The organism is Pseudomonas sp. Pseusp9, from assembly GCF_059491265.1.
This window is the reverse complement of record NZ_CP168500.1, coordinates 5,978,176-6,003,102: the sequence shown is the minus strand read 5'-3', so window position 1 is coordinate 6,003,102 and position 24,927 is coordinate 5,978,176. Positions and strand designations below refer to the sequence as shown.

At 60.7% G+C, this 24,927-nt stretch carries 21 protein-coding genes; 15 read left to right on the top strand and 6 right to left on the bottom strand.

Going from position 1 to position 24,927, the window contains the following annotated elements:
* Positions 1-10: 10 nt before the first annotated feature.
* The 3 genes from ACEN8E_RS27410 to ACEN8E_RS27400 form a co-directional block, all read right to left on the bottom strand.
* A complete protein-coding gene (locus tag ACEN8E_RS27410; protein WP_429366805.1) occupies positions 11-334 on the bottom strand; it encodes a helix-turn-helix domain-containing protein in 324 nt (107 codons plus the stop codon).
* Positions 318-572 carry a type II toxin-antitoxin system RelE family toxin gene (locus ACEN8E_RS27405; RefSeq protein ID WP_495590560.1) on the bottom strand — a complete coding sequence of 85 codons (255 nt, stop codon included), beginning with the start codon at positions 570-572 and terminating at the stop codon, positions 318-320. Before ACEN8E_RS27405 ends, ACEN8E_RS27410 begins: the two co-directional genes overlap by 17 nt.
* Positions 573-784: 212 nt before the next feature.
* Positions 785-1,186 (bottom strand): lysozyme inhibitor LprI family protein, encoded by a 402-nt coding sequence (locus ACEN8E_RS27400; RefSeq protein ID WP_495590559.1) that lies wholly within the window; start codon positions 1,184-1,186, stop codon positions 785-787.
* A gap of 224 nt (positions 1,187-1,410) precedes the next feature.
* On the opposite strand from ACEN8E_RS27400, the gene ACEN8E_RS27395 reads away from it, so the two are divergent.
* The 8 genes from ACEN8E_RS27395 to ACEN8E_RS27360 all read left to right on the top strand — a co-directional run bounded on the left by ACEN8E_RS27395 (position 1,411) and on the right by ACEN8E_RS27360 (position 11,281).
* On the top strand, positions 1,411-2,388 hold the full coding sequence (locus ACEN8E_RS27395; RefSeq protein WP_096514542.1) for a dipeptidase: 978 nt from the start codon (positions 1,411-1,413) through the stop codon (positions 2,386-2,388).
* A gap of 78 nt (positions 2,389-2,466) precedes the next feature.
* Positions 2,467-2,997 (top strand): DUF5943 domain-containing protein, encoded by a 531-nt coding sequence (locus ACEN8E_RS27390; protein ID WP_020796073.1) that lies wholly within the window; start codon positions 2,467-2,469, stop codon positions 2,995-2,997.
* A 15-nt stretch (positions 2,998-3,012) separates the two neighbouring features.
* Positions 3,013-5,073: a dimethylglycine demethylation protein DgcA gene (dgcA, locus tag ACEN8E_RS27385; RefSeq protein WP_495590558.1), complete on the top strand. Its 2,061-nt coding sequence runs from the start codon at positions 3,013-3,015 to the stop codon at positions 5,071-5,073.
* 175 nt (positions 5,074-5,248) lie between these two features.
* On the top strand, positions 5,249-7,192 hold the full coding sequence (gene dgcB, locus ACEN8E_RS27380; protein ID WP_495590557.1) for a dimethylglycine demethylation protein DgcB: 1,944 nt from the start codon (positions 5,249-5,251) through the stop codon (positions 7,190-7,192).
* Positions 7,192-8,412 (top strand): electron transfer flavoprotein subunit alpha, encoded by a 1,221-nt coding sequence (etfA, locus tag ACEN8E_RS27375; protein ID WP_495590556.1) that lies wholly within the window; start codon positions 7,192-7,194, stop codon positions 8,410-8,412. The genes dgcB and etfA overlap by 1 nt, the downstream gene beginning before the upstream one ends.
* A gap of 15 nt (positions 8,413-8,427) precedes the next feature.
* Entirely contained in the window at positions 8,428-9,198 is a 771-nt protein-coding gene (gene etfB / locus ACEN8E_RS27370; protein WP_495590555.1) for an electron transfer flavoprotein subunit beta, read from the top strand.
* A 132-nt stretch (positions 9,199-9,330) separates the two neighbouring features.
* Positions 9,331-9,897: a GNAT family N-acetyltransferase gene (locus ACEN8E_RS27365; protein WP_495590554.1), complete on the top strand. Its 567-nt coding sequence runs from the start codon at positions 9,331-9,333 to the stop codon at positions 9,895-9,897.
* A gap of 178 nt (positions 9,898-10,075) precedes the next feature.
* Positions 10,076-11,281, top strand: a complete 1,206-nt coding sequence (locus ACEN8E_RS27360) for a retroviral-like aspartic protease family protein (protein ID WP_495590553.1) — start codon at positions 10,076-10,078, stop codon at positions 11,279-11,281.
* A gap of 762 nt (positions 11,282-12,043) precedes the next feature.
* Here ACEN8E_RS27360 and gbca read toward each other — a convergent pair.
* Positions 12,044-13,339 (bottom strand): glycine betaine monooxygenase oxygenase subunit, encoded by a 1,296-nt coding sequence (gbca, locus tag ACEN8E_RS27355; protein ID WP_429366797.1) that lies wholly within the window; start codon positions 13,337-13,339, stop codon positions 12,044-12,046.
* Between the two features lie 295 nt (positions 13,340-13,634).
* On the opposite strand from gbca, the gene gbcB reads away from it, so the two are divergent.
* A complete protein-coding gene (gene gbcB, locus ACEN8E_RS27350; RefSeq protein WP_495590552.1) occupies positions 13,635-14,735 on the top strand; it encodes a glycine betaine monooxygenase reductase subunit in 1,101 nt (366 codons plus the stop codon).
* 127 nt (positions 14,736-14,862) lie between these two features.
* Here the strand turns inward: gbcB and ACEN8E_RS27345 are convergent, their stop codons facing one another.
* Together ACEN8E_RS27345 and ACEN8E_RS27340 are read right to left on the bottom strand one after the other, a co-directional pair.
* Positions 14,863-15,687 carry an SDR family oxidoreductase gene (locus tag ACEN8E_RS27345; RefSeq protein WP_495590551.1) on the bottom strand — a complete coding sequence of 275 codons (825 nt, stop codon included), beginning with the start codon at positions 15,685-15,687 and terminating at the stop codon, positions 14,863-14,865.
* A 213-nt stretch (positions 15,688-15,900) separates the two neighbouring features.
* A complete protein-coding gene (locus tag ACEN8E_RS27340) occupies positions 15,901-16,941 on the bottom strand; it encodes a threonine aldolase family protein (RefSeq protein ID WP_008019507.1) in 1,041 nt (346 codons plus the stop codon).
* A 132-nt stretch (positions 16,942-17,073) separates the two neighbouring features.
* On the opposite strand from ACEN8E_RS27340, the gene ACEN8E_RS27335 reads away from it, so the two are divergent.
* The 6 genes from ACEN8E_RS27335 to ACEN8E_RS27310 all read left to right on the top strand — a co-directional run bounded on the left by ACEN8E_RS27335 (position 17,074) and on the right by ACEN8E_RS27310 (position 24,795).
* On the top strand, positions 17,074-17,826 hold the full coding sequence (locus ACEN8E_RS27335) for a TraX family protein (RefSeq protein ID WP_495590550.1): 753 nt from the start codon (positions 17,074-17,076) through the stop codon (positions 17,824-17,826).
* A 301-nt stretch (positions 17,827-18,127) separates the two neighbouring features.
* Positions 18,128-19,381, top strand: coding sequence for a serine hydroxymethyltransferase (glyA, locus tag ACEN8E_RS27330; RefSeq protein ID WP_413424829.1), 1,254 nt, complete (start codon positions 18,128-18,130; stop codon positions 19,379-19,381).
* Positions 19,382-19,404: 23 nt separating this feature from the next.
* Positions 19,405-20,655 carry a sarcosine oxidase subunit beta gene (locus ACEN8E_RS27325; RefSeq protein ID WP_007907561.1) on the top strand — a complete coding sequence of 417 codons (1,251 nt, stop codon included), beginning with the start codon at positions 19,405-19,407 and terminating at the stop codon, positions 20,653-20,655.
* Between the two features lie 14 nt (positions 20,656-20,669).
* Complete coding sequence (locus tag ACEN8E_RS27320) at positions 20,670-20,999, top strand: sarcosine oxidase subunit delta (RefSeq protein WP_053163068.1); 330 nt, start codon at positions 20,670-20,672, stop codon at positions 20,997-20,999.
* Positions 20,996-24,013, top strand: a complete 3,018-nt coding sequence (locus ACEN8E_RS27315) for a sarcosine oxidase subunit alpha (RefSeq protein WP_495590549.1) — start codon at positions 20,996-20,998, stop codon at positions 24,011-24,013. The genes ACEN8E_RS27320 and ACEN8E_RS27315 overlap by 4 nt, the downstream gene beginning before the upstream one ends.
* Positions 24,014-24,162: 149 nt before the next feature.
* Positions 24,163-24,795, top strand: coding sequence for a sarcosine oxidase subunit gamma (locus ACEN8E_RS27310; RefSeq protein ID WP_495590548.1), 633 nt, complete (start codon positions 24,163-24,165; stop codon positions 24,793-24,795).
* Positions 24,796-24,927: the final 132 nt, after the last annotated feature.

Here is a 24,927-nt window from a genome sequence, read left to right as displayed (position 1 = left end):
GGTGTGCAGTTTACAGCTCAAGCTGACTGGCGTTGATGCCGAAAGCCGCAGCGATTTTTTCGCGGGTGGCCTTGCGAGGCTTGGCGACCGTTTCTTGCTGGGCGAAAGCCGGCTGGGTAATGCCCATGCGTTTGGCCACTTCATCCTGTGTAAGGTTCAAGTGTTCGCGCCAGGCGCGGATGGGGGTGGCGCCATCGACAATACGACTCACCACCTCGTGAGGAATAAGGTCGGGTTCGATTTTCTGCGCGATGTATTGCGCGTAGGGAATGACGACGAACGCGGGATTGCCGTTTTCGTCATTGATGATTTGAACGTCAGTAGGTGCGTTCATCGCGTTTTTTGACCTCTTGAATACTGACCACTTTGATCGCGCCATCCCGATTGAACATGACCCTGTAATTACCGACGCGCAGTCGATAAGCGTAGTCATGACCAATGAGTGCCTTGACCTGACTTACGTCAGGCATGTCAGCGAGCGCCGCGATGGCATCACGAACCTGAATCTGGTGAGCGGAATGCAATCTCAAGAGCTGCTTTACGGCCTTTCGAGTCCAGTGAATGCCGTTCATGGAAGAATATAAGTCTTTTATAAGATTTGCGAATATTTACTTATATTTTCCAGTTGGCCAACAAACAAATCTTGTCAGGCTATTGCGCCGGTAGGAGCGTCAACGCTCCTACCGGCAAGGAGATGTGGGATTGGTCTGGGAAAGCTGCGGGAATAGTCTTTTTTGAGCGCGATAGCTGATGGTTCTACCCGCTTTCGCTGGTTGAATCAGGATTACTCCTGCCCAATCGACTCCAAAAACTCCGACCGTTCGTCACTCATCCGCGCAATGCAATCGTTCTGGGCAATGGTGAACGCCTTGCTGCCGCTGGTGGCCGGGAAGGCTTCGACGGCGCAGTCGGCATCCCGGGTCTTCTGCCATTGCTGTTGGGCGGCCTTGAGCTTGGTCGTGATGTCGGCCAGTTGCGACGGGTTTTTGCCGTATTGCGACTGCATGCGCTCGGTCAGGCCCTGGAGGTTTTCCTTGAGCAGGTCTTCGGCGGTGGTTTTGCTGAAGGCCGAGCACTCGAGGGTCTGGACGTCGTTTTCGACTTTGTCGCACGGGTTGTCGTCGGACACTTCCGCTGCGTGCACGCCGGTCGCAATCAATGCCAAAGCCAGAAGGATGGATTTCATTCAGGTCGCCGCTCTATTCCAGTGATGCGGCGAATTCTGGCCCAAGCCGAGGGCCTTGAACAGGTCGGTGATTGTGCCTGACGACGACCCTTTGTCGCGGATTGACGCTTTCGGCAAACCCCCTGTCGTTTTTGCACCCGGCTGCCCCCGCACCGAGGCATATGCTGGCCCCAAAGCGCCGGCAGACGATTCGGCGCATGAATCGCTAATAAGGGGACAGCCTGATGAGCCCAGCCGAATTGCACGCCGACAGCATCGTTATCGACGGGCTGATTATTGCCAAGTGGAACCGTGAACTGTTCGAAGACATGCGCAAAGGCGGTCTGACTGCAGCCAACTGCACCGTGTCGGTGTGGGAGGGCTTCCAGGCCACCGTCAACAACATCGCCGCGAGCCAGAAGCTGATCCGCGAGAACAGCGACCTGGTGATTCCGGTGCGTACCACCGCCGACATCCGCAAGGCCAAGGAGCAGGGCAAGACCGGCATCCTCTTCGGCTTCCAGAATGCCCACGCCTATGAAGACCAGATCGGCTATGTCGAGGTGTTCAAGCAGCTCGGCGTTGGTATTGTGCAGATGTGCTACAACACCCAGAACCTGGTGGGCACCGGTTGCTACGAGCGCGATGGCGGCCTGTCTGGCTTTGGTCGCGAAATCGTCGCCGAGATGAACCGGGTTGGCGTTATGTGCGACCTGTCCCACGTCGGCTCCAAGACTTCCGAAGAAGTCATCCTCGAGTCGAAGAAGCCGGTCTGCTACTCCCACTGCCTGCCGTCGGGGCTCAAGGAGCACCCGCGCAACAAGTCCGATGAAGAACTGAAGTTCATTGCCGACCACGGCGGTTTCGTCGGCGTGACCATGTTTGCGCCGTTCCTGGCCAAAGGCATCGATTCGACCATCGACGACTACGCTGAAGCCATTGAATACACCCTGAACATCGTCGGCGAAGACGCCATCGGTATCGGCACCGACTTCACCCAGGGTCACGGCCAGGACTTCTTCGAATACCTGACCCACGACAAGGGCTACGCCCGCCGCCTGACCAGCTTCGGCAAGATCATCAACCCGCTGGGCATCCGCACTGTGGGCGAGTTCCCGAACCTGACCGAGACGTTGCTCAAGCGCGGCCACTCCGAGCGCGTGGTGCGCAAGATCATGGGCGAGAACTGGGTCAACGTGCTCAAGGACGTCTGGGGCGAGTAAGCCGCAGCACTTCTGAATCTTTCCCCCCGGCCATCTGCACCGGGGGCAATACCAAAATTTTTCTGGAGTTAAGTTTCCATGGCCAAGATCGCCCCGCAATTGCCTATCGAAGTCGACAGCGAAACCGGTGTCTGGACCTCCGACGCCCTGCCGATGCTGTACGTACCGCGGCATTTCTTCGTTAACAACCACATGGGCATCGAGGAAGTGCTGGGCGCCGAAGCCTACGCCGAAATCCTCTACAAGGCCGGCTACAAGTCCGCCTGGCACTGGTGTGAAAAAGAAGCCGAATGCCATGGCCTGGAAGGTGTCGCGGTGTTCGAGCACTACATGAAGCGCCTGTCGCAGCGCGGCTGGGGCCTGTTCAAGATTCAGGACATCGACCTCGATAAAGGCACCTGCAGCGTCAAGCTCGAACACTCGGCGTTCGTCTACGTGTACGGCAAGGTCGGGCGCAAGGTCGACTACATGTTCACCGGCTGGTTTGCCGGCGCGATGGATCAGATCCTCGCCGCTCGCGGCAGCAAGATCCGCACCGTGGCCGAGCAAGTCTACGGTGGCTCCGAAGAGGGCCACGAAGACGGCTTGTTCACCGTCAAGCCGTTGTAAGTCGAGGAACCCGCCATGGCTTTCGAAGCAATGTTCCAGCCGATCCAGATCGGCAAACTGACCATCCGTAACCGCGTGCTCAGCACCGCGCACGCCGAGGTCTACGCGACCGACGGCGGTATGACCACCGATCGGTACGTCAAGTATTACGAAGAGAAGGCCAAGGGCGGGATCGGCCTGGCGATTTGCGGCGGCTCGTCCGTGGTGGCCATCGACAGCCCGCAGGAATGGTGGAGTTCGGTGAACCTGTCCACCGACCGCATCATTCCGCACTTCCAGAATCTGGCCGACGCCATGCACAAGCACGGCGCCAAGATCATGATCCAGATTACCCACATGGGCCGTCGCTCACGTTGGGACGGCTTCAACTGGCCGACGCTGATGTCGCCGTCGGGCGTGCGCGAGCCGGTGCACCGTGCCACTTGCAAAACCATCGAGCCGGAAGAAATCTGGCGGGTGATCGGCAACTACGCGCAAGCTGCGCGTCGCGCCAAGGCCGGTGGCCTGGACGGCGTCGAACTGTCGGCCGTGCACCAGCACATGATCGACCAGTTCTGGAGCCCGCGGGTCAACAAGCGTACCGACGAATGGGGCGGCACCTTCGAAGGCCGCATGAAGTTTGGCCTGGAAGTGCTCAAAGCCGTGCGTGCCGAGGTCGGTGACGATTTCTGCGTGGGCATGCGGATCTGCGGTGACGAGTTCCACCCGGATGGCCTGTCCCATGAAGACATGAAGCAGATCGCCAAGTATTACGACGACACCGGCATGCTCGATTTCATTGGCGTCGTGGGCTCGGGTTGCGACACCCACAACACCCTGGCCAACGTGATTCCGAACATGAGTTATCCGCCGGAACCGTTCCTGCACCTGGCGGCCGGTATCAAGGAAGTGGTCAAGGTTCCGGTACTGCACGCGCAGAACATCAAGGACCCGAACCAGGCCACCCGTATTCTGGAAGGCGGTTACGTCGACATGGTCGGCATGACCCGCGCGCACATCGCCGACCCGCACCTGATCGCCAAGATCAAGATGGGCCAGGTCGACCAGATCAAACAATGCGTCGGTGCCAACTACTGCATCGACCGTCAGTATCAGGGCCTGGATGTGTTGTGCATCCAGAACGCGGCGACCTCCCGTGAATACATGGGCGTGCCGCACATCATCGAGAAAACCACCGGTAAAAAACGCAAGGTGGTGGTGGTCGGTGCCGGTCCTGCGGGGATGGAAGCCGCCCGCGTGGCCGCCGAACGTGGCCACGAGGTGACCCTGTTCGAGAAGAAGGAATTCATCGGCGGGCAGATCACCACGGCGTCGAAAGCGCCGCAGCGTGACCAGATCGCCGGTATCACCCGTTGGTATCAGCTGGAACTGGCACGCTTGAAAGTCGACCTGCGCCTGGGCACCGCGGCGGATGCGCCGACCATCATGGACCTGCGTCCGGATGTGGTGGTGCTGGCGGTCGGCGGTCATCCGTTCATCGAGCAGAACGAGCACTGGGGCGCGGCTGAAGGCCTGGTAGTCAGCAGTTGGGACATCCTCGATGGCAAGGTAGCACCGGGCAAGAACGTACTGGTCTACGACACCATTTGCGAGTTCACCGGCATGTCGACCGCCGACTTCATCGCCGACAAGGGCAGTCAGGTCGAGATCGTCACCGACGACATCAAGCCTGGCGTGGCGATCGGCGGTACGTCGTTCCCGACTTACTACCGCAGCATGTATCCGAAAGAAGTGATCATGACCGGCGACATGATGCTGGAGAAGGTCTACCGCGAAGGCGACAAACTGGTGGCGGTACTGGAAAACGAATACACCGGCGCCAAAGAGGAGCGGGTGGTGGACCAGGTAGTCGTGGAAAACGGCGTGCGCCCGGACGAAGAAATCTACTACGCGCTGAAGGAAGGCTCGCGCAACAAAGGCCAGATCGACGTCGAAGCCTTGTTCGCGATCAAGCCGCAGCCTTGCCTGGAGCAGAGCGGCGACGGCTACCTGCTGTTCCGCATCGGCGACTGCGTGGCCCAGCGTAACGTACACGCGGCGATCTACGACGCGCTGCGGCTGTGCAAGGATTTCTAAGAGCTTGCACATAACCCCTGTAGGAGCGAGCTCGCTCGCGATGGACGTGAACGATGACGCGGGCAGTCTGATTTAACGCGACGTTCTCAGGTTTTTCGCGAGCAAGCTCGCTCCTACACAGGGAGTCGAGCAAGGCATCCAGGTAGTTAAGCCCGAGGTCTTTGGGAGCTTCACCATGTTGAACACCCTTCTTCCAATCCTGTTGTTCGCTGCCCTGGGCCTTGCGGTTCTGGGCGCTTTGCGGCGGGTAAACATGTGGCGCCGGGGCCGGGCCTCGAAGGTCGACCTGATCGGTGGCCTGTTCGCCATGCCCAAGCGCTACATGGTCGATTTGCACCATGTGGTGGCGCGGGACAAATACATTGCCAATACCCACGTCGCTACGGCTGGCGGAGCGGTAGCGTCCGTCGTGCTGGCGATTCTGGTGCACGGTTTTGGCCTGCATAACCGCTATCTTGGCTATGCCTTGTTGTTGATGTCGGCGGTGATGTTCGTCGGCGCGATCTTTGTTTACCTGCGTCGGCGCAATCCGCCGTCGCGCCTGTCGAAAGGCCCGTGGATGCGCCTGCCGAAAAGCCTGCTGGCGTTCTCGGCTTCGTTCTTCCTGGTGACCCTGCCAGTGGCCGGGATTCTGCCGGAAAACTTTGGCGGCTGGCTGGTGGCGGCGATTCTCGGGGTTGGCGTGTTGTGGGGCGTGTCGGAGCTGTTCTTCGGCATGACCTGGGGCGGGCCGATGAAGCACGCCTTCGCCGGTGCCTTGCACCTGGCCTGGCACCGTCGCGCCGAACGCTTTGGCGGCGGTCGTTCCACCGGGTTGAAACCGCTCGACCTGAACGATTTGAGCGCGCCACTGGGTGTGGAAAAGCCCAAGGATTTCACCTGGAACCAGTTGCTCGGCTTCGACGCCTGTGTGCAGTGCGGTAAATGTGAAGCCGCGTGCCCGGCCTTCGCTGCCGGCCAGCCGCTGAACCCGAAAAAACTGATTCAGGACATGGTCGTCGGCCTGGCCGGCGGCACCGATGCGAAGTTCGCCGGCAGTCCGTATCCGGGCAAACCGATCGGTGAGCACGCGGGTAATCCGCATCAGCCGATCGTCAACGGCTTGGTGGACGCCGAGACCCTGTGGTCGTGCACCACCTGTCGCGCCTGCGTCGAGGAATGCCCGATGATGATCGAGCACGTCGATGCCATCGTCGACATGCGCCGTCACCTGACCCTGGAAAAAGGTGCGACCCCGAACAAGGGCGCCGAAGTCCTGGAAAACCTGATCGCCACCGACAACCCGGGCGGCTTCGCGCCGGGCGGGCGGATGAACTGGGCGGCTGACCTGAACCTCAACCTGCTCAGTGAAAAGAAATCCACCGACGTACTGTTCTGGGTTGGCGACGGTGCCTTCGACATGCGTAACCAGCGCACCCTGCGCGCGTTCGTCAAAGTGCTCAAGGCGGCGAAAATCGACTTCGCCGTGCTCGGCCTCGAAGAGCGCGACAGCGGTGACGTGGCGCGACGCCTGGGCGATGAGGCGACCTTCCAGCTGTTGGCCAAACGCAACATCCAGACCCTGGCCAAATACAGTTTCAACCGCATCGTCACCTGCGACCCGCACAGCTTCCACGTGCTGAAAAACGAGTACGGCGCATTTGATGGCAACTACCTGGTGCAGCACCACAGCACCTACATGGCGGAAATCATCGATGCTGGCGCGCTCAATCTCGGTCAGCACAAAGGCGACAGCGTGACCTACCACGACCCGTGCTACCTCGGCCGCTACAACGGCGAGTACGAGGCACCGCGTCAGGTGTTGCGTGCCCTCGGGATTGAAGTGAAAGAAATGCAGCGCTCCGGTTTCCGTTCCCGCTGCTGCGGCGGTGGCGGCGGCGCGCCGATCACCGACATTCCCGGCAAGCAACGCATTCCCGACATGCGCATGGAAGACATCCGCGAAACCGGTGCCGAACTGGTGGCCGTGGGTTGTCCACAATGCACCGCGATGCTTGAGGGCGTGGTCGAGCCACGGCCGCTGATCAAGGACATTGCCGAACTGGTGGCCGATGCGTTGCTCGAAGACGCCACGCCCGCCAAGACACCCGTCAAGCGCGAACCTGCGGAGGCCCACTGATGAGCGACATTATCCGCCGCGACCCGCGGGCCGAATGGATCGCCCGCAACCGTCTGCATCCACTGCATGCGGCCATGCAACCGGCGCAACACAGCTGGATGGGGCCTAACGGCGTCATCCGCAAGAATCCCCACGGGATCGGTTTTATCGGTCCCAATGGGATCAAACGGATCGATCGCAGTGGCGCTCAGCAGGGCGGGACGACTAAACGCTCGGCCGCGGTTGAAGTGCAATTGCCGCTGCATCAAGTGGCTGCGCCCGCGTTCTACATCAGCGTGGTGCCGGACATGGTCGGCGGCCGCTTGAGCAGCCACGACCGCGACTTGCTCGGCCTGGCCCATCAACTGGCCGGCAAGGACGGCGCGGTACTGGCTGTCATCTTCGGCGAGCACAAGGAAAACGCCTTTGCCACGGCCGGCGTTGACCGCTTGCTGGTGCTGGAAGGCGAAGAATTCAACGGTTATGCACCAGAGCAACGGGTCCAGGGCCTGCGGGCTGTGGATAACCAGTTCGGCCCGCGTCACTGGTTGCTGCCGGACAGCCGCAGCGGTGGCGGCGAGCTGGGACGGCGCTTTGCTACCGCACTGGGCGAGCGCCCGGCCACGCGGGTCTGGCAGGTCAAGGATCAGGAGTGCATCGGCCGCGCCGGTGCGGGTCTGCAGGACCTTGCCCGTCCGCTGGCACGACTGATCCTGGCGGCTGCCGAGTGCGCCGAACCGGTCAGCGAAACCCGTCACGAAGCGCTGCCCGTGGAGTTATCCACAACCGTGGCACGCAGCCTGTCGCGGATCGAAGACCTGGGCGCGGTGGCAGTCGATCCGGCGGCCATCCCCATGGCCGAGGCCGAGTTCATTTTCTCCGGCGGCAACGGGGTCAAGGACTGGGGACTTTTCCACCGGACCGCCGAAGCCCTCGGCGCGACCGAAGGTGCATCGCGGGTGGCGGTGGACGACGGATTCATGGCCCGCGACCGTCAAGTCGGGGCATCCGGCACCTGGGTCACCGCACGGGTCTATGTGGCCGTGGGGATTTCCGGAGCGATCCAGCACCTGCAAGGCATTGGTGCCTGCGACAAGGTGGTGGCGATCAACCTCGACCCTGGTTGCGACATGATCAAGCGCGCGGACCTCTCGGTGATCGGCGAGAGCGCAGAGATTCTTCAAGCCTTGATCGAAGCGGTAGAGGCTTACCGCAACGACGCCAAGCGCGATGCGGCTTAAGGGAAGGAAAGGGTTATGAGCACGAAAATCATCAGCCTGGTGTCCATCGGCGCCCACCCGACATCCGGTCGGCCGCGTCGCGCGGAGCAGGATGCGCGGGCGGTAGAGCTGGGGCTGCAACTGGCTGGGGATAACTTGCAAGTGCTGCATGCTGGCGACATTGCCGAGCCTGCCTTGCGCGCTTACCTGGGCATGGGGCTTGAGCAACTGCATGTGCTGGAGCAACCGCAAGGCGCCGACGCGTTGCCGGCGCTGACCGAATATCTGCGCGATGCCGGTGCTCAGGTGGTGTTGACCGGCAGCCAGGCGGAAACCGGCGAAGGTTCGGGCATGTTGCCCTTCCTGCTGGCCGAAAGCCTGGGCTGGCCGCTGGTGGTGGGGCTGGCGCAAGTCGAGTCCATCGATGGCGGTTCGGCGCTGGTGCTGCAAGCCTTGCCCCGTGGCCAGCGTCGCCGGCTGAAGGTGCGCCTGCCATTTCTGGCCACTGTGGATAACGCCGCGCCAAAGCCTCGTCAGAGCGCTTACGGCCCGGCCCGACGCGGCGTGCTGCAAGCGCAGGAAGTTGAAGTCATCGATGACGAACTGCTCGCGGTCGCCAGCCTGCAACCGGCCAAGCCACGACCCAAGCGTCTGAAGGTGATCAAGGCCAAGAGCGGCGCCGACCGCATGAAAGCCGCAACGGCGAAAGCCAGTGGCGGAGGTGGACAAGTGCTCAAAGGCGTTACCGCGCAAGCTGGGGCGGAAGCGATCCTCAAGTTGCTGATTGAAGAGGGTGTGGTCCGCTAACCCGGTTTCAGCACAGATCTCCTGTAGGAGCGAGCCTGCTCGCGATGGTGGTCAACGATGACGCGGGACGCCTGAATGACCGTGGTGTCCTTAAGTTTTTCGCGAGCAGGCTCGCTCCCACAAGGAAACACGATGACAGTTGAATTTCGTTCGGCGGTCCGCGCGGATGCGCGTGAGATTGCTCGGTTGTTCCAGATTTCATCCGAGGGCGCTTCAGATTACATCTGGAGCCAGATTGCAGAGCCTGGCCAGGAACTGTTGGACGTCGGCGCCATTCGGTATGCCCGCGACGACGTGGATTTCTCCTACCAGAACTGCCTGATTGCCGAGGCCGATGGCCAGGTCATTGGCATGATGCACAGTTACGTGATGCGCCACGATCCACTGGCGGTGCCAACGACCGATCCGGTGCTGGCGCCTTACGCCGACATGGAAGTGCCCGATACCCTCTACATCTCCAGCCTGGCCTTGCATGAAGGCTGGCGCAATCGGGGGTTGGGCGTGCAGTTTCTCGCCCATGCTCAGGAGCGTGCCGAGCGGCTGGGGCTCAATGGCCTGAGCCTGATCGATTATGCCGCCAACACTGGCGCCCGTCGCTTTTACGAGCGACACGGTTTCGGGATCATCAAAACCTGCCAGGTCACCCCTCATCCAATGATCCGTGTCACCGGTGACGCCTATCTTATGCACAGGCCCTGAGCGTGCTCGAGGGTTCGACCAGCGACGGTTATCCACAACGTCTCGCCCCCTTGTCCCACGCTGACGAGGGCGGTGAGCTACAGTTTTCCATGCGCTGATCAAGGATGCGGCACGCTTTCGGGAGTTTTCAGACGTTCAGCGCTGACTCATGAACCCGGTGTTTGTGACTGGCTTGAACATGAAGACTTTCGCTCTTCTGGTGCTTTTTGCATCGACCCTGTGGGTATCCACGGGCTTGTTGTCTGCTGCCCCGGCAAACGTGCCCGTGGCCGATCAGGACTTTTATCAATGGCTGGAGACCGGGCAGGGGCACAACGCGTCCCTGGCGCAGTTGCGGGAGCAATGCGACAAGGTACCGGATGCCGATAAGCACCTCAGCTGTTCGGTGACGGTTTTGGCCAGAATGTTCGAAGCCAAAGCCACCAGCCAACTCCCCGAGTACTATCTGGCCATCAAGGGCAAGCATGCCCGGGCTATTGCGGCCGACGCCGACCTGAACGCCCTGTTCTCCATGTTTGGCAGCGAATCACTGGCCATCCTGGCGAAGACTGGCAATTTCTCGGTCAAGGGTTCGGCGCGACATGAGGTGCTGCAGCTCCATCCCTATGCCAATGACTTCTACATCGTTGAACAAACACTGCCATTTATCGAGGTCGGAACGGCCAACGGTGTCTCGGCGCGTTTTGTACTGGACACGGGGGCACCGCAAACCCGGGTCAACATTGAAACTGCGAAACAGATGGGCATCAGGATGTTGCCCGATGCTCAATATCGCTACAGCACGTTTTATGGTGAAAAGGGTCTGGCCGCGAGGTTGGGAATTCTCAAGTCACTGACAGTCGGCAGCCGTGAGTTCAGGAATGTCCTGGTCTTTGTCAGCGACCGGGATAATTTGTTGGGGCTGGATCTGATCAGCAAGCTGGGTCGCTTGAAGATAACCAGGAAAACACTGGAGCTGAATCCGCCGCCTGCCAGGCGCTGTGATGCGCCAATTGCCTTGAGCCGCCTGGATCTCAACCAGCGGCTGGTGGTCGACGCACAGTTGGATCGTCGGGCAACGCAGGCCATCATCGATACGGGAAATGTCGACTACCTGACGGCCTCGTCGCCCGGCAGGCAAATCAGCGTGGTGCAGGCGCTGACACCGGGGGGCTCGAACGGTTACAGCGGCGACAACAGGCACTTTCAACGCTTCACCGGCGTGTTGGCCATGCAAGGCAACACCCTGGTGGTCAGCTACAAATACTACCCGGGCTTTACCATCCCGCCGTCGTTGGTGGACGGGCAATACGTCCCGTCGATATTGCTCGGGTGGCGTGCCTTCAAAGACTTCGAATTGAACCTGGACCTGGACTCAGGTCGCTCATGCCTCAATAAAGTCTGAACAGTTTTGGCGTTTACCCACAATCCCTGTTGGTGGATCTGTGGATAACATGTTCGCCCCTCGCTACACCCCATACAGATCAGGCCCTGCAGGGCATCGTACAAAAAACAACCACCCTGGCTCGTGGTTTTTCCAAGCTTTTTCAAGGGGATAAGTGTTGCTGTCGATGCAGACTTGCCCCCAATCTCTGTTGGCGCTTCTGTGGATAAGATGTTTGCTATCGTCTGTAGGCCTTATAGGCAGCGGTGTGCAGGGTTATGATCAAAAAATGATCAAAAGACGGTTTTGTGCCGTCAGCTATCACCTAAACACCGGATTTCCGCGGGCTTCAGCGGTTTTCCACAGAGCCTGCGAAGTTAACCCCAAAGTCTGTTGGCGCTTCTGTGGATAAGGTGTTCGCCATCCTCTGAAGGCTATATAATCCGTGGCTTTCAGGCTTCTGATCAAAAAACAGCCAGTGCACCAATGGAAGCATGCTTCTGGATAAGTCACGGTTTTTCTTTGGATTCAGTGAAGAAAGTTGGCGACATTTCCACAGTTGTCCCCATTAGCTGTGGGTGGAGATGTGGATAACTTGTTCGCGGAAGGCTGAGAGGTGCGGCGGGCATAGGCCTGAACGAAATAGATCATATTTCGTACAGTTCTGAGAGGGAATGCTGTACCGCATGGCGCTTTCGCGAGCAGGCTCGCTCCCACAGGGGATTTGTGAACGACACAGATCCAATGTGGGAGCGAGCCTGCTCGCGAAGCGTTTGAAGTTGATTAGCCTTGAACAGGAACCCCTTTGAGGTACGGCGCAGGCTCGGCCCCCAGGTTGCTCAGCAGGCGTTCGCTGTACCAGTCCACGAAGTTCACCACGCCGAACTCATAGGTCTTGGAGTACGGGCCAGGCTGGTAGGCGGTGGAGTTGATGCCGCGCTGGTTTTCTTCGGCCAGGCGACGGTCCTGGTCGTTGGTGGCGTCCCAGACCTGGCGCATGCGCTCCACGTCGTAGTCCACGCCTTCGACCGCGTCCTTGTGTACGATCCACTTGGTGGTGACCATGGTTTCCTGGGCGCTGATCGGCCACACGGTGAACACGATGATGTGATCGCCCATGCAGTGGTTCCAGGAGTGCGGCAGGTGCAGGATGCGCATCGAGCCCAGGTCCGGGTTCTTGATGCGGCCCATCAGCTTGGCACAGCCCTGTTTGCCGTCCATGGTCATCGACACGGTGCCCTTGAGCAGTGGCATGCGCACGATGCGGTTACGCAGGCCGAAGCTGGCGTGGGCATAAGGGATCTTCTCGGCTTCCCAGGCAGCGGCGGAGGCGGCGACGTGGTCCTTGAACGCCTGGTCGGCGCGCGGGTCGGTGACGTCGTCCCATTCCAGCAGGGTTTTCAACAGTTCCGGGTGCGATGCGTTGCAGTGGTAGCACTCGCGGTTGTTCTCTAGCACAAGCTTCCAGTTGGCCTTTTCCATCAAGGTGGTTTGCACCGCCACCTTGGTGTTTTCCATGTCGTACGGTTCCATGTAGTGGCTGAGCGTCGACAGGAAGTCATCGATGGCCGGCGGGTTCTCCGCCAGGCTGATGAAGATGTAGCCGCCGGCGGTCTTCACGTTCACTGGTTTGAGGCCGTACTGATTCATGTCGAAGTCGGCGCCCATTTCCGTGCCGGCGAACAGCAGGCGGCCGTCCAGTTCGTAGGTCCACTGGTGGTAGTGGCAAACCAGCTTGGCGACCTTGCCCTTGTCGCTGGTGCACAGGCGCGAGCCACGGTGGCGGCACACGTTATGGAACGCGTGCACCACGCCTTCGGCGCCACGGATCACGATGATCGGATTCTTGCCGATCTGCAGGGTCAGGTAGTTGCCCTTGGTAGGGATCTCGCAGGTCATGCCGGCGATCAACCACTCTTTCTGAAAGATTTCCTGCATGTCGATATCAAACAGGCGGTCGTCGGAGTAAAACGGCTGCGGCAGCGAGAACGTGCGCTCGCGCTCTTGCAGCATCTGTGCGGTGGCCTTGCGTGCGGGTTCCAGCGGATCGCCCAGGCTCAGGGTAGTAGTGACGTCCATCGTTTTATCCTCAAGGCCATCTGCGTGGCCGGCGAAAGTGGCTAATCAGGTGTGCTGTTCAGGGTTGCTACGCAAGGTGTAAAGGTTGTGTCTTGGTATGGGGCGAGTGTGGGGCCGGCGCAGGCCAGAACCTTATCCATGGGCGACATGGTGCAATCTGTTCCCGACGCGCAAGCCCCGGTAGTTGGGGGCTGGTCGCGATGAGCATGTGAATGTCGCAGATAGGTAAATGGGTGGTTCGCGCTATACGCAGAATCGCCAACATGAAGGCCGACAGTCGGCCGTGGAGATCAGCATGTCCAATAACTTCCTGAACCCGGTAACCACCCAGACCTGGGCCAATGGTCGGCACATCGTCCGTTGCGTCAAAGTCATCCAGGAAACCTGGGATGTGCGTACCTTCTGCTTCATGGCCGACCAGCCGATCATGTTCTTCTTCAAGCCGGGGCAGTTCGTCACCCTGGAGCTGGAGATCGAAGGCCAGCCGATCATGCGTTCGTACACCATTTCCAGCTCGCCGTCGGTGCCTTACAGCTTTTCGGTGACCATCAAGCGGGTTCCGGGCGGCAAGGTCTCGAACTGGCTGCATGACACCCTGCATGAAGGCTACGAACTGGCGGTGCACGGCCCGGTCGGCCTGTTCAATGCCATCGACTTCCCGAACCCGAAAGTGCTGTATCTCAGCGGCGGCGTGGGGATCACACCGTGCATGTCCATGGCGCGCTGGTTCTTCGACACCAACGGCAACGTCGACATGGCATTCATCCACAGCGCCCGCTCGCCCAAGGACATCATTTATCACCGCGAGCTGGAACATATGGCGGCGCGGATCGAGAACTTCAGCCTGCACCTGATTTGCGAGAAGCACGGTTTCGGTGAGCCGTGGGCCGGATATCGCGGTTATCTGAACCACAAGATGCTGGAACTGATGGTTCCGGACTTCCTGGAGCGCGAAGTGTTCTGCTGCGGCCCGACGCCGTATATGAATGCGGTCAAGCGCCTGCTGGAAAACGCCGGCTTCAATATGAAGCACTACCACGAGGAATCCTTCGGTGCCACGCCGCCAGAGGCGATTGCCGATGCCGTGGAGAATGCCGAACAGGCTGCCGAGGCACCGGAAATCGATGCTGCGGATTTGCACGAAGTGGAGTTCACCGCTTCCGGCAAGAGCATCCGCGTGGCCCCGGGCGAGACCGTGCATGCGGCGGCGGCCAAAGTTGGCCTGATGATTCCGAAAGCGTGCGGCATGGGTATCTGCGGCACCTGCAAGGTGCTGAAGCTGGGCGGCGAAGTGGAGATGGAGCACAACGGCGGGATCACCGAGGAAGACGAAGCCGAAGGGTACATCCTGTCGTGCTGCAGCGTGCCGAAAGGTGACGTGCGCATCGAGTACTGATCCACACCGATGCCCCTTGTAGGAGCGAGCCTGCTCGCGATGGACGTCAACGGTAACGCTGGCGTCCTGATGCCCCGCGTTGTTCTGTCGTACATCGCGAGCAAGCTCGCTCCTACAGGGAGGGTGGTCAATCGATGAACAGGTCCGTCATCAGCTTGTCGCTGCTGTCGGGCGCGAACCGATAGTGTTCGAACTCGGTTACGCCATTCTCACGCAGTATTTCCTCATCGATCAGCAATCGCCCGGTCAGGCTGCGGTTCGCGCTGCTCAGGATCACATGAGCGGCATCGGCCATGATCGCAGGCGTACGCGCATGCTTGAACGATTCCCTCGACCCTAGCTGAAACTCGATGGCGGCGGTGGCGATCATCGTCTGCGGCCACAGCGAGTTGACGCTGATCCCGTAATTCCTGAATTCCTCGTTCATGCCCAGGGTCAGCATGCTCATGCCGTATTTGGTGACGGTATAAGGGCTGTATTGGGCGAACCACTTGGTGGCCAGGTTCAGCGGCGGCGACAGGTTGAGGATGTGCCCGGCGGACTTCTTCAAATAGGGCAGCGCGGCCTGACTGCAAAGCAGTACGGCGCGGGTGTTGATCTGGTGCATCAGGTCAAAGCGCTTGAGCTCGAGGTGCTGGACCCCGGTCAGCTTGATCGCCCCGGCGTTGTTGATCAGTGCGTCGATACTGCCGAAATGTTCGTTGGCCCGGGCCAGCGCCTCACGTACGGCATCCTCTTCACGTACATCCACCTGCAAGGCCAGCGCCTTGCCGCCTGCGGCTTCCACTTCTTCGGCCACGCTGAAAATCGTCCCCGGCAGCTTGGCGTGGGGTTCGGCGCTTTTGGCGGCGATCACAATATTGGCCCCGTCGCGTGCGGCCCGCAGCGCGATCTCGCGGCCGATCCCGCGGCTGGCGCCGGTGATGAACAGGGTTTTGCCTTGCAATGACATGCGTACGCTCCTGATTGTTGTTATCTGTACGGATCGACAGACAATGTAGACCAAGACTTCAGGTGCGAACGGTCAGGGAAAATTCGGCGGGGGATTTACTTGTGGGAGCGAGCCTGCTCGCGAAGACGTACTGACCTTCAACATTGATGTTGACTGACCCAACGCCTTCGCGAGCAGGCTCGCTCCCACAGAGATTGCATTGGCTCTGGAGTTTTAGTGAGACATTACTTCGCGGATGTCTTTGGCCAGCTCGCGCACGCGCTCTTCCTCGGTGTCCCACGAGCACATGAAGCGTGCGCCGCCGTTGCCGATGAAGGTGTAGAAGCGCCAGCCCCTGGCGGTCAGTGCGGCGATGGCCGGTTCCGACAGTTGCAGGAATACGCCGTTGGCCTGAACCGGGAACATCAGTTCCACGCCGGGAATGTCGCTGACCAGTTCGGCGAGCAATTGTGCGCAACGGTTGGCGTGATTGGCGTATTTGAGCCAGGCGTCGTTTTCCAGGATGCCGACCCATGGTGCCGACAGGAAGCGCATCTTTGAAGCAAGCTGCCCGGCCTGTTTGCAACGGTAATCGAAGTCTTCGGCGAGTTTGTGGTTGAAGAACAGAATCGCCTCACCCACCGCCATACCGTTTTTCGTGCCGCCAAAGCACAGCACGTCGACGCCGGCCTTCCAGGTCAGGTCAGCCGGGGTGCAGCCCAGGAATGCGCAAGCGTTGGAGAAGCGCGCGCCGTCCATGTGCAGGTTCAGGCCCAGCTCCTTGCAGGTGGCGCTGATGGCGCGGATTTCGTCCGGGGTATAGACGCTGCCGACTTCGGTGGCCTGGGTCAGGGTCACGACGCGGGGTTTGGGGTAGTGGATATCCTGGCGCTTGAGCGCGACCTCGCGGATCGAGTCCGGGGTCAACTTGCCGTTTTCAGTGCGGGCGATCAGCAGTTTGGAGCCGTTGGAGAAGAATTCCGGGGCGCCGCATTCGTCGGTTTCGACGTGGGCGGTTTCCGAGCAGATCACGCTGTGGTAACTCTGGCACAGCGACGACAGCGCCAGCGAGTTGGCGGCGGTGCCGTTGAAGGCGAAAAACACTTCGCAGTCGGTTTCAAACAGTTTGCGGAAATCGTCGGAGGCGCGGGCGGTCCACTCGTCGTCGCCGTATGCGCGTTGGTGGCCGTGGTTGGCCTGTTCCATGGCCGCCCAGGCTTCAGGGCAGATGCCGGAATAGTTGTCGCTGGCGAATTGTTGGCTCTTGTCGGTCATGGCCTGCTTCCGTGGTCGAGATGCCTATGGTGAAGCGTCCCGTGGTCAATGAGGGTGCGCACTGTACCCAAGATCGTCAGGTGGAGCGCACAGGATGTCGCTGTTTGGAAAATACAGTGTCGAAGGGCAATTATGCACGTGACAATGCACAAGACCATGCACAAGGCCACGCACTTAAAGCAGCGAGACGGGGCATTGGATCTGCTCAAGTGGCTGGCGCTGCTCTGCATGCTGCTCGATCACTTGCGATATGTCGGTTATTCCGCCGATTGGCTGTATGTGCCGGGACGCCTGGCGTTTCCGTGGTTCTGTCTGGCGATGGCGGCCAATCTGGCGCGCGTGCGGACTAATACGACCGGTGGTCAGTGGCGTTATCTGGCTTGGCTGATTCTATTTAGTGCGGTGAGTGAAATTCCTTACCGAATGTTCATTCCCGATCCCGACACGCTGAATGTGCTGCCCACCCTTGCCCTGGGTTTGCTGGTGGTTCGTGGCTGGCAGCAACCGGCGCTTGTGTCGCGACTGCTGGCGGCCGGCGCAGTACTGCTGGCAGCGTTTTTCTCCCAGCGCTTGATGTTCGGTTTTTTTGGCGTTCTGTTGCCGTTGGCAATGCTGCTGGTGATCCGGCGTCCATGGTATTTCGCGTGGCTGCCGGGGCTGGTCTGTCTGGCGGCCAATCAATGGCAGGTGCTGTATCACGCCGCACGGCTGGGCAATCACGCCGCGATTCCCGCCATCGCCACTTGTCTGATTGCGCCATGGCTGGGGCTGTTCTTGTTGCGACATGCCCAGGCCGTAAAACCACCTCCCATGCGACGCTGGGCGTATGCGCTGTATCCCGTGCATTTCGTCGCTTTGCTGGCTGTACGCCAGGTTCTCGCCTGACCCTGTGGGAGATGCAAAGCCTGTGGGAGCGAGCCTGCTCGCGAAGAGGGAGTGTCAGGCGACATCAATGTTGCTGACCTATCGCCTTCGCGAGCAGGCTCGCTCCCACAGGGGATTCCGGCTGGTTCGGGGATTGTGTCCAGCTTGGCATTTCCCGTCATGTCGTAAACGCACCTTTGCGTGGCGCCCTTAGGCATTTGACCTGTCTGCCTCGGTCATACCATCGCTATCAAAGGGCACTGCCGAAAAGCCAGTGCCTCACCGAGACGAATGGCGCACCGCCGCCGCTGGGAGAGACGCGATGTTCAGCAAGCAAGACAAGATCCAGGGTTACGACGATGCACTGCTGGCGGCGATGAATGCCGAGGAGCAACGTCAGGAAGATCACATCGAGCTGATCGCGTCGGAGAACTACACCAGCAAGCGCGTGATGGAAGCGCAAGGCAGCGGCCTGACCAACAAGTACGCCGAAGGTTATCCGGGCAAGCGCTACTACGGTGGCTGCGAGCACGTCGACAAGGTCGAAGCCCTGGCCATCGAGCGCGCCAAGCAACTGTTCGGTGCCGATTACGCCAACGTCCAGCCACACTCCGGTTCCTCGGCCAACAGCGCCGTGTACCTGGCCCTGCTGCAAGCCGGCGACACCATTCTGGGCATGAGCCTGGCTCACGGCGGTCACCTGACCCACGGTGCCAAGGTGTCGTCCTCGGGCAAGCTGTACAACGCCGTTCAATACGGCATCGACACCAAGACCGGCCTGATCGATTACGACGAAGTCGAGCGCCTGGCCGTCGAGCACAAGCCGAAAATGATCGTTGCCGGCTTCTCGGCCTACTCCAAGACCCTGGACTTCCCGCGCTTCCGTCAGATCGCTGACAAAGTCGGTGCGCTGCTGTTCGTCGACATGGCCCACGTGGCCGGTCTGGTCGCTGCCGGTCTGTATCCGAACCCGCTGCCTTACGCCGACGTGGTCACCACCACCACGCACAAGACCCTGCGCGGTCCACGTGGCGGGCTGATCCTGGCCAAGTCCAATGAAGAAATCGAGAAGAAGCTCAACGCGGCCGTATTCCCCGGCGCCCAGGGTGGCCCGCTGATGCACGTGATCGCCGGTAAGGCAGTGTGCTTCAAGGAAGCGCTGGAGCCAGGCTTCAAGGCCTACCAGCAGCAAGTGATCGACAACGCCCAGGCGATGGCCGGCGTATTTATCAAACGCGGCTACGATGTAGTGTCCGGCGGCACCGACAACCACCTGTTCCTGGTCAGCCTGATCCGTCAGGGTCTCACCGGCAAAGAGGCGGACGCCGCCCTCGGTCGCGCCCATATCACTGTGAACAAGAACGCTGTCCCGAACGATCCACAGTCGCCGTTCGTGACCTCCGGCCTGCGTATCGGCACCCCGGCGGTGACCACTCGCGGCTTCAAGGTGACCCAGTGCGTCACGCTGGCCGGCTGGATCTGCGACATCCTCGACAACCTCGGCGACGCCGATGTCGAGGCCAATGTCGCCCAGCAGGTATCGGCCCTGTGCGCGGACTTCCCGGTTTATCGCTGAGTGCGGTTTTGGAGTAAATGACTATGCAACGCTACTCGGGCTTCGGCCTCTTCAAACACTCTCTCAGCCACCACGAAAACTGGCAGAAAATGTGGCGCACGCCGACCCCTAAAAAGGTCTACGACGTGGTCATCGTCGGCGGTGGCGGGCATGGTCTCGCCACGGCTTACTACCTGGCCAAGGAGCACGGCATCACCAACGTGGCCGTGGTCGAGAAAGGCTGGCTGGGCGGCGGTAACACCGCGCGCAACACCACCATCGTTCGCTCCAACTACCTGTGGGACGAGTCGGCGCACCTGTACGAACACGCGATGAAACTGTGGGAAGGCCTGTCCCAGGACCTCAACTACAACGTGATGTTCTCCCAGCGCGGCGTCTACAACCTGTGCCACACCCTGCAGGACATCCGTGATTCCGAGCGTCGAGTCAGCGCCAACCGCCTCAACGGCGTGGACGGCGAACTGCTCGATGCCAAACAGGTGGCCGACGAGATTCCGTACCTCGACTGCTCCAAGAACACTCGCTACCCGGTGATGGGTGCGACCGTCCAGCGTCGCGGCGGCGTGGCCCGTCACGATGCCGTGGCCTGGGGTTTTGCCCGTGCCGCTGACGCCTTGGGCGTGGACCTGATTCAACAGACCGAAGTGATCGGCTTCCGCAAGGAAAACGGCGTGTGCATCGGTGTGGAAACCAACAAGGGCTTCATCGGCGCCAAGCGCGTCGGCGTAGTGACTGCCGGTAACTCCGGGCACATGGCCAAACTGGCCGGTTTCCGTCTGCCGATCGAATCCCACCCTCTGCAGGCGCTGGTGTCCGAGCCGATCAAACCGATTATCGACAGCGTGATCATGTCCAACGCCGTGCACGGCTACATCAGCCAGTCCGACAAGGGCGACCTGGTAATCGGCGCCGGTATCGACGGCTACAACGGCTATGGCCAGCGTGGTTCGTACCCGGTGATCGAGCACACCATCCAGGCCATCGTCGAGATGTTCCCGGTGTTGTCCCGCGTGCGCATGAACCGCCAGTGGGGCGGCATCGTCGACACCACGCCGGATGCCTGCCCGATCATCTCGAAAACCCCGGTACCGAATATGTTCTTCAACTGCGGTTGGGGCACCGGTGGCTTCAAGGCCACACCTGGCTCGGGCAACGTGTTTGCCGCCAGCCTGGCCAAGGGTGAAATGCACCCATTGGCTGCACCTTTCTCCATCGACCGCTTCCACAGCGGTGCGTTGATCGACGAACACGGCGCTGCAGCAGTCGCCCACTAACAGGAGAAATCCCTATGTTGCATATCTTCTGTCCTCACTGCGGCGAACTGCGCTCCGAAGAGGAATTCCATGCATCCGGCCAGGCGCACATCCCGCGTCCACTGGATCCAGGCAGCTGCACCGACGAGGAGTGGGGCGACTACATGTTCTTCCGCGACAACCCTCGCGGTCTGCACCACGAGTTGTGGGATCACGTCGCCGGTTGCCGCCAGTACTTCAACGTCACCCGCGACACCGTGACCTACGAGATTCTCGAAACCTACAAGATCGGCACCAAGCCACAATTCACCGACAAGACCGATAGCCCGAAAGCGGCCAGCACGGCTCTGGGAGAGAAGGTATGAGCCAGATCAATCGCCTGTCCAACGGCGGACGGATCGACCGCAACAAAGTCTTGACCTTCACCTTCAACGGCCAGAACTACAAAGGCTTCGAAGGCGATTCCCTGGCCGCTGCACTGCTGGCCAACGGCGTCGACATCATCGGTCGCAGCTTCAAGTATTCCCGTCCGCGCGGCATCTTCGCCGCCGGTGCCGAAGAGCCGAACGCGGTGCTGCAGATCGGCGCCACCGAAGCCACGCAGATCCCGAACGTGCGTGCCACGCAACAGGCGCTGTACCAGGGCCTGGTCGCCACCAGCACCAACGGCTGGCCGAGCGTGAACAACGACATGATGGGGATTCTCGGCAAGGTCGGCGGCAAGCTGATGCCACCGGGTTTCTACTACAAAACCTTCATGTACCCGCAATCGTTCTGGATGACCTACGAGAAGTACATTCGTAAGGCTGCCGGTCTTGGCCGCTCGCCGACCGAGAACGATCCGGACACCTACGACTACATGAACCAGCATTGCGACGTGCTGATCGTCGGCGCTGGCCCTGCCGGTCTGGCGGCTGCCCTGGCGGCTGCGCGCAGCGGTGCCCGCGTGATCCTCGCCGATGAGCAGGAAGAGTTCGGCGGCAGCCTGCTCGACTCCCGCGAAAGCCTCGACGGCAAGCCTGCCGTGGAGTGGGTTGCCAGCGTCATCGCCGAGCTGAAAAACACCCCGGACGTGCTGCTGTTGCCGCGCGCCACGGTCAACGGTTACCACGACCACAACTTCCTGACCATTCACGAGCGCCTCACCGATCACCTCGGCGACCGCGCACCGATTGGCCAGGTGCGTCAGCGCATCCACCGTGTTCGTGCCAAGCGCGTAGTGCTGGCGACCGGCGCTCACGAGCGTCCACTGGTTTACGGCAACAACGATGTGCCGGGCAACATGCTCGCTGGCGCTGTCTCGACCTACGTGCGCCGTTATGGCGTGGCACCGGGCAAGAAGCTGGTGCTGTCGACCAACAACGACCACGCCTACCGCGTTGCCCTGGATTGGCTCGATGCCAGCCTGCAAGTGGTGGCCATCGCCGACGCCCGCAGCAACCCGCGTGGTGCGCTGGTGGAAGAAGCCCGCGCCAAAGGCATCCGCATCCTCACCGGCAGCGCCGTGATCGAGGCCCGTGGCAGCAAGCACGTGACCGCTGCCCGTGTGGCCGCCATCGATGTCAAAGCCCACACCGTGACCAGCCCGGGCGAATGGCTTGAGTGTGACGTGGTGGCCAGCTCCGGTGGTTACAGCCCGGTGGTTCACCTGGCTTCGCACCTGGGTGGCAAGCCGATCTGGCGCGAAGACATCCTCGGTTTCGTACCGGGCGAAGCACCGCAGAAACGCGTGTGTGTTGGTGGTATCAACGGCGTCTACGGCCTTGGCGATTCTCTGGCCGACGGTTTTGAAGGCGGCGCCCGCGCCGCTGCTGAAGCCGGGTTCCAGACAGTCGAAGGCGTACTGCCGAAAGCCCTGAGCCGTCTCGAAGAGCCGACGCTGGCGCTGTTCCAGGTGCCCCATGAAAAGAACACTGCTCGTGCGCCGAAGCAATTCGTCGACCTGCAAAACGACGTGACCGCCGCCGCCATCGAACTGGCGACCCGCGAAGGCTTCGAGTCGGTCGAGCACGTCAAACGCTACACCGCACTGGGCTTCGGCACCGATCAGGGCAAGCTCGGCAACGTCAACGGCCTGGCCATCGCTGCCCGCTCGCTGAACGTGACCATCCCGCAGATGGGCACCACCATGTTCCGCCCGAACTACACGCCAGTGACCTTTGGTGCTGTGGCCGGCCGTCACTGTGGGCACATCTTCGAGCCGGTACGCTACACCGCCCTGCATCAGTGGCACCTGAAAAACGGCGCCGAGTTTGAAGATGTCGGCCAGTGGAAACGTCCGTGGTACTTCCCGAAATCCGGTGAAGACATGCACGCGGCGGTGAAGCGTGAATGCAAAGCCGTGCGCGACAGCGTCGGCCTGCTGGACGCATCGACCCTGGGCAAGATCGACATCCAGGGCCCGGACGCCCGCGAGTTTCTCAATCGCGTCTACACCAACGCCTGGACCAAGCTCGATGTGGGCAAGGCGCGTTACGGCCTGATGTGCAAAGAAGACGGCATGGTGTTCGACGACGGCGTGACGGCATGCCTGGCCGACAACCATTTCGTCATGACCACCACCACCGGCGGCGCGGCTCGTGTGCTTCAGTGGCTGGAGCTGTACCACCAGACCGAATGGCCGGACATGAAGGTGTACTTCACCTCCGTGACCGATCACTGGGCGACCATGACCCTGTCCGGGCCGAACAGCCGCAAGCTGCTCAGCGAAGTCACCGACATCGACCTGAGCAACGAAGCCTTCCCGTTCATGACCTGGAAAGAAGGTCTGGTCGGTGGTGTGCCGGCGCGGGTGTTCCGGATTTCGTTTACCGGTGAGCTGTCGTACGAAGTCAACGTGCAAGCCGACTACGCCATGGGCGTGCTGGAAAAAATCGTCGACGCCGGCAAGAAGTACAACCTGACGCCATATGGCACCGAAACCATGCACGTGCTGCGGGCCGAGAAGGGCTTCATCATCGTCGGTCAGGACACTGACAGCTCGATGACCCCGGACGACCTGAACATGGGCTGGTGTGTCGGTCGCACCAAACCGTTCTCGTGGATCGGCTGGCGTGGCATGAACCGCGAAGACTGTGTGCGTGATCAGCGCAAACAGCTGGTTGGCCTGAAGCCGATCGATCCGACCAAATGGCTGCCGGAAGGTGCGCAACTGGTGTTCAACACCAAGCAAGCCATCCCGATGACCATGGTGGGTCACGTGACTTCCAGCTACCTGCACAACTCCCTGGGCTATTCGTTTGCCATGGGCGTGGTCAAGGGCGGCCTCAACCGCATGGGTGAGCGTGTGTTCGCGCCACTGGCGGATGGCAGCGTGATCGAGGCGGAAATCGTTTCTTCGGTGTTCTTCGATCCGAAGGGTGAGCGCCAGAACGTGTGATTGCCTCGGTCCCTGTGGTGAGCCTGCCGACGCCTTCGCGAGCAGGCTCGCTCCCACAGGAGATTGCGTAACCGTTGTGGGAGCGAGCCTGCTCGCGAAGACGGCGGAACAGCCCCCACAGGGCCAACAGAATTCAGGACAGGTGCTTTATGACCGCAGCCAATGTTTACCAACAACGCCCAACCTCCGGGGCCAAGGCCGAGTCGTCGCTGCATCACGCCGACCTCGCCAGCCTGGTGGGCAAGGGTCGCAAGAACGCCGGCGTGACCGTGCGTGAGAAAAAACTCCTCGGCCACCTGACCATCCGCGGCGATGGCCACGACGCCGCGTTCGCCGCAGGCGTGCACAAGGCCCTGGGCATCGAGTTGCCGGGCGCGCTGAGCGTCATCGTCAAAGGCGAAACCAGTTTGCAATGGATGGGGCCGGATGAGTGGCTGCTGATCGTGCCGACCGGTGAAGAGCTTGCTGCCGAGAAAAAACTGCGCGAAGCGCTGGGCGATCTGCACATTGCAATCGTCAATGTCAGCGGCGGCCAACAACTGCTCGAACTGAGCGGCCCGAACGTGCGCCAGGTACTGATGAAGTCCACCAGCTACGACGTGCACCCGAACAGCTTCCCGGTGGGCAAAGCCGTCGGCACGGTGTTCGCCAAGTCGCAATTGATGATCCGTCACACCGCCGAAGACACCTGGGAACTGCTGATTCGTCGCAGCTTCTCGGATTACTGGTGGCTTTGGTTGCAGGATGCTTCCGCCGAATACGGCCTCAGCGTTCAGGCCTGATCACACCGCCCCTGTAGGAGCGAGCTCTGCTCGCGATGGACGACAACGATAACGCGTGCTTGCTGGATGAGCGCGTCGTCCTTGAGTCCATCGCGAGCAAGCTCGCTCCTACAGGAAGGTAGCTTCATCTAC

Coding starts and splice junctions, on each gene's coding strand:
- ACEN8E_RS27390 (WP_020796073.1), top strand. CDS start 2,467: ATGGCCAAGATCGCCCCGCAATTGCCTATCGAAGTCGACAGCGAAACC.
- ACEN8E_RS27395 (WP_096514542.1), top strand. CDS start 1,411: ATGAGCCCAGCCGAATTGCACGCCGACAGCATCGTTATCGACGGGCTG.
- gbcB (WP_495590552.1), top strand. CDS start 13,635: ATGTCCAATAACTTCCTGAACCCGGTAACCACCCAGACCTGGGCCAAT.
- gbca (WP_429366797.1), bottom strand. CDS start 13,339: ATGGACGTCACTACTACCCTGAGCCTGGGCGATCCGCTGGAACCCGCA.
- glyA (WP_413424829.1), top strand. CDS start 18,128: ATGTTCAGCAAGCAAGACAAGATCCAGGGTTACGACGATGCACTGCTG.
- ACEN8E_RS27325 (WP_007907561.1), top strand. CDS start 19,405: ATGCAACGCTACTCGGGCTTCGGCCTCTTCAAACACTCTCTCAGCCAC.
- etfB (WP_495590555.1), top strand. CDS start 8,428: ATGAGCACGAAAATCATCAGCCTGGTGTCCATCGGCGCCCACCCGACA.
- ACEN8E_RS27320 (WP_053163068.1), top strand. CDS start 20,670: ATGTTGCATATCTTCTGTCCTCACTGCGGCGAACTGCGCTCCGAAGAG.
- ACEN8E_RS27400 (WP_495590559.1), bottom strand. CDS start 1,186: ATGAAATCCATCCTTCTGGCTTTGGCATTGATTGCGACCGGCGTGCAC.
- ACEN8E_RS27310 (WP_495590548.1), top strand. CDS start 24,163: ATGACCGCAGCCAATGTTTACCAACAACGCCCAACCTCCGGGGCCAAG.
- ACEN8E_RS27335 (WP_495590550.1), top strand. CDS start 17,074: ATGCACGTGACAATGCACAAGACCATGCACAAGGCCACGCACTTAAAG.
- ACEN8E_RS27410 (WP_429366805.1), bottom strand. CDS start 334: ATGAACGCACCTACTGACGTTCAAATCATCAATGACGAAAACGGCAAT.
- dgcB (WP_495590557.1), top strand. CDS start 5,249: ATGTTGAACACCCTTCTTCCAATCCTGTTGTTCGCTGCCCTGGGCCTT.
- ACEN8E_RS27340 (WP_008019507.1), bottom strand. CDS start 16,941: ATGACCGACAAGAGCCAACAATTCGCCAGCGACAACTATTCCGGCATC.
- ACEN8E_RS27360 (WP_495590553.1), top strand. CDS start 10,076: ATGAAGACTTTCGCTCTTCTGGTGCTTTTTGCATCGACCCTGTGGGTA.
- ACEN8E_RS27365 (WP_495590554.1), top strand. CDS start 9,331: ATGACAGTTGAATTTCGTTCGGCGGTCCGCGCGGATGCGCGTGAGATT.
- ACEN8E_RS27345 (WP_495590551.1), bottom strand. CDS start 15,687: ATGTCATTGCAAGGCAAAACCCTGTTCATCACCGGCGCCAGCCGCGGG.
- ACEN8E_RS27405 (WP_495590560.1), bottom strand. CDS start 572: ATGAACGGCATTCACTGGACTCGAAAGGCCGTAAAGCAGCTCTTGAGA.
- dgcA (WP_495590558.1), top strand. CDS start 3,013: ATGGCTTTCGAAGCAATGTTCCAGCCGATCCAGATCGGCAAACTGACC.
- ACEN8E_RS27315 (WP_495590549.1), top strand. CDS start 20,996: ATGAGCCAGATCAATCGCCTGTCCAACGGCGGACGGATCGACCGCAAC.
- etfA (WP_495590556.1), top strand. CDS start 7,192: ATGAGCGACATTATCCGCCGCGACCCGCGGGCCGAATGGATCGCCCGC.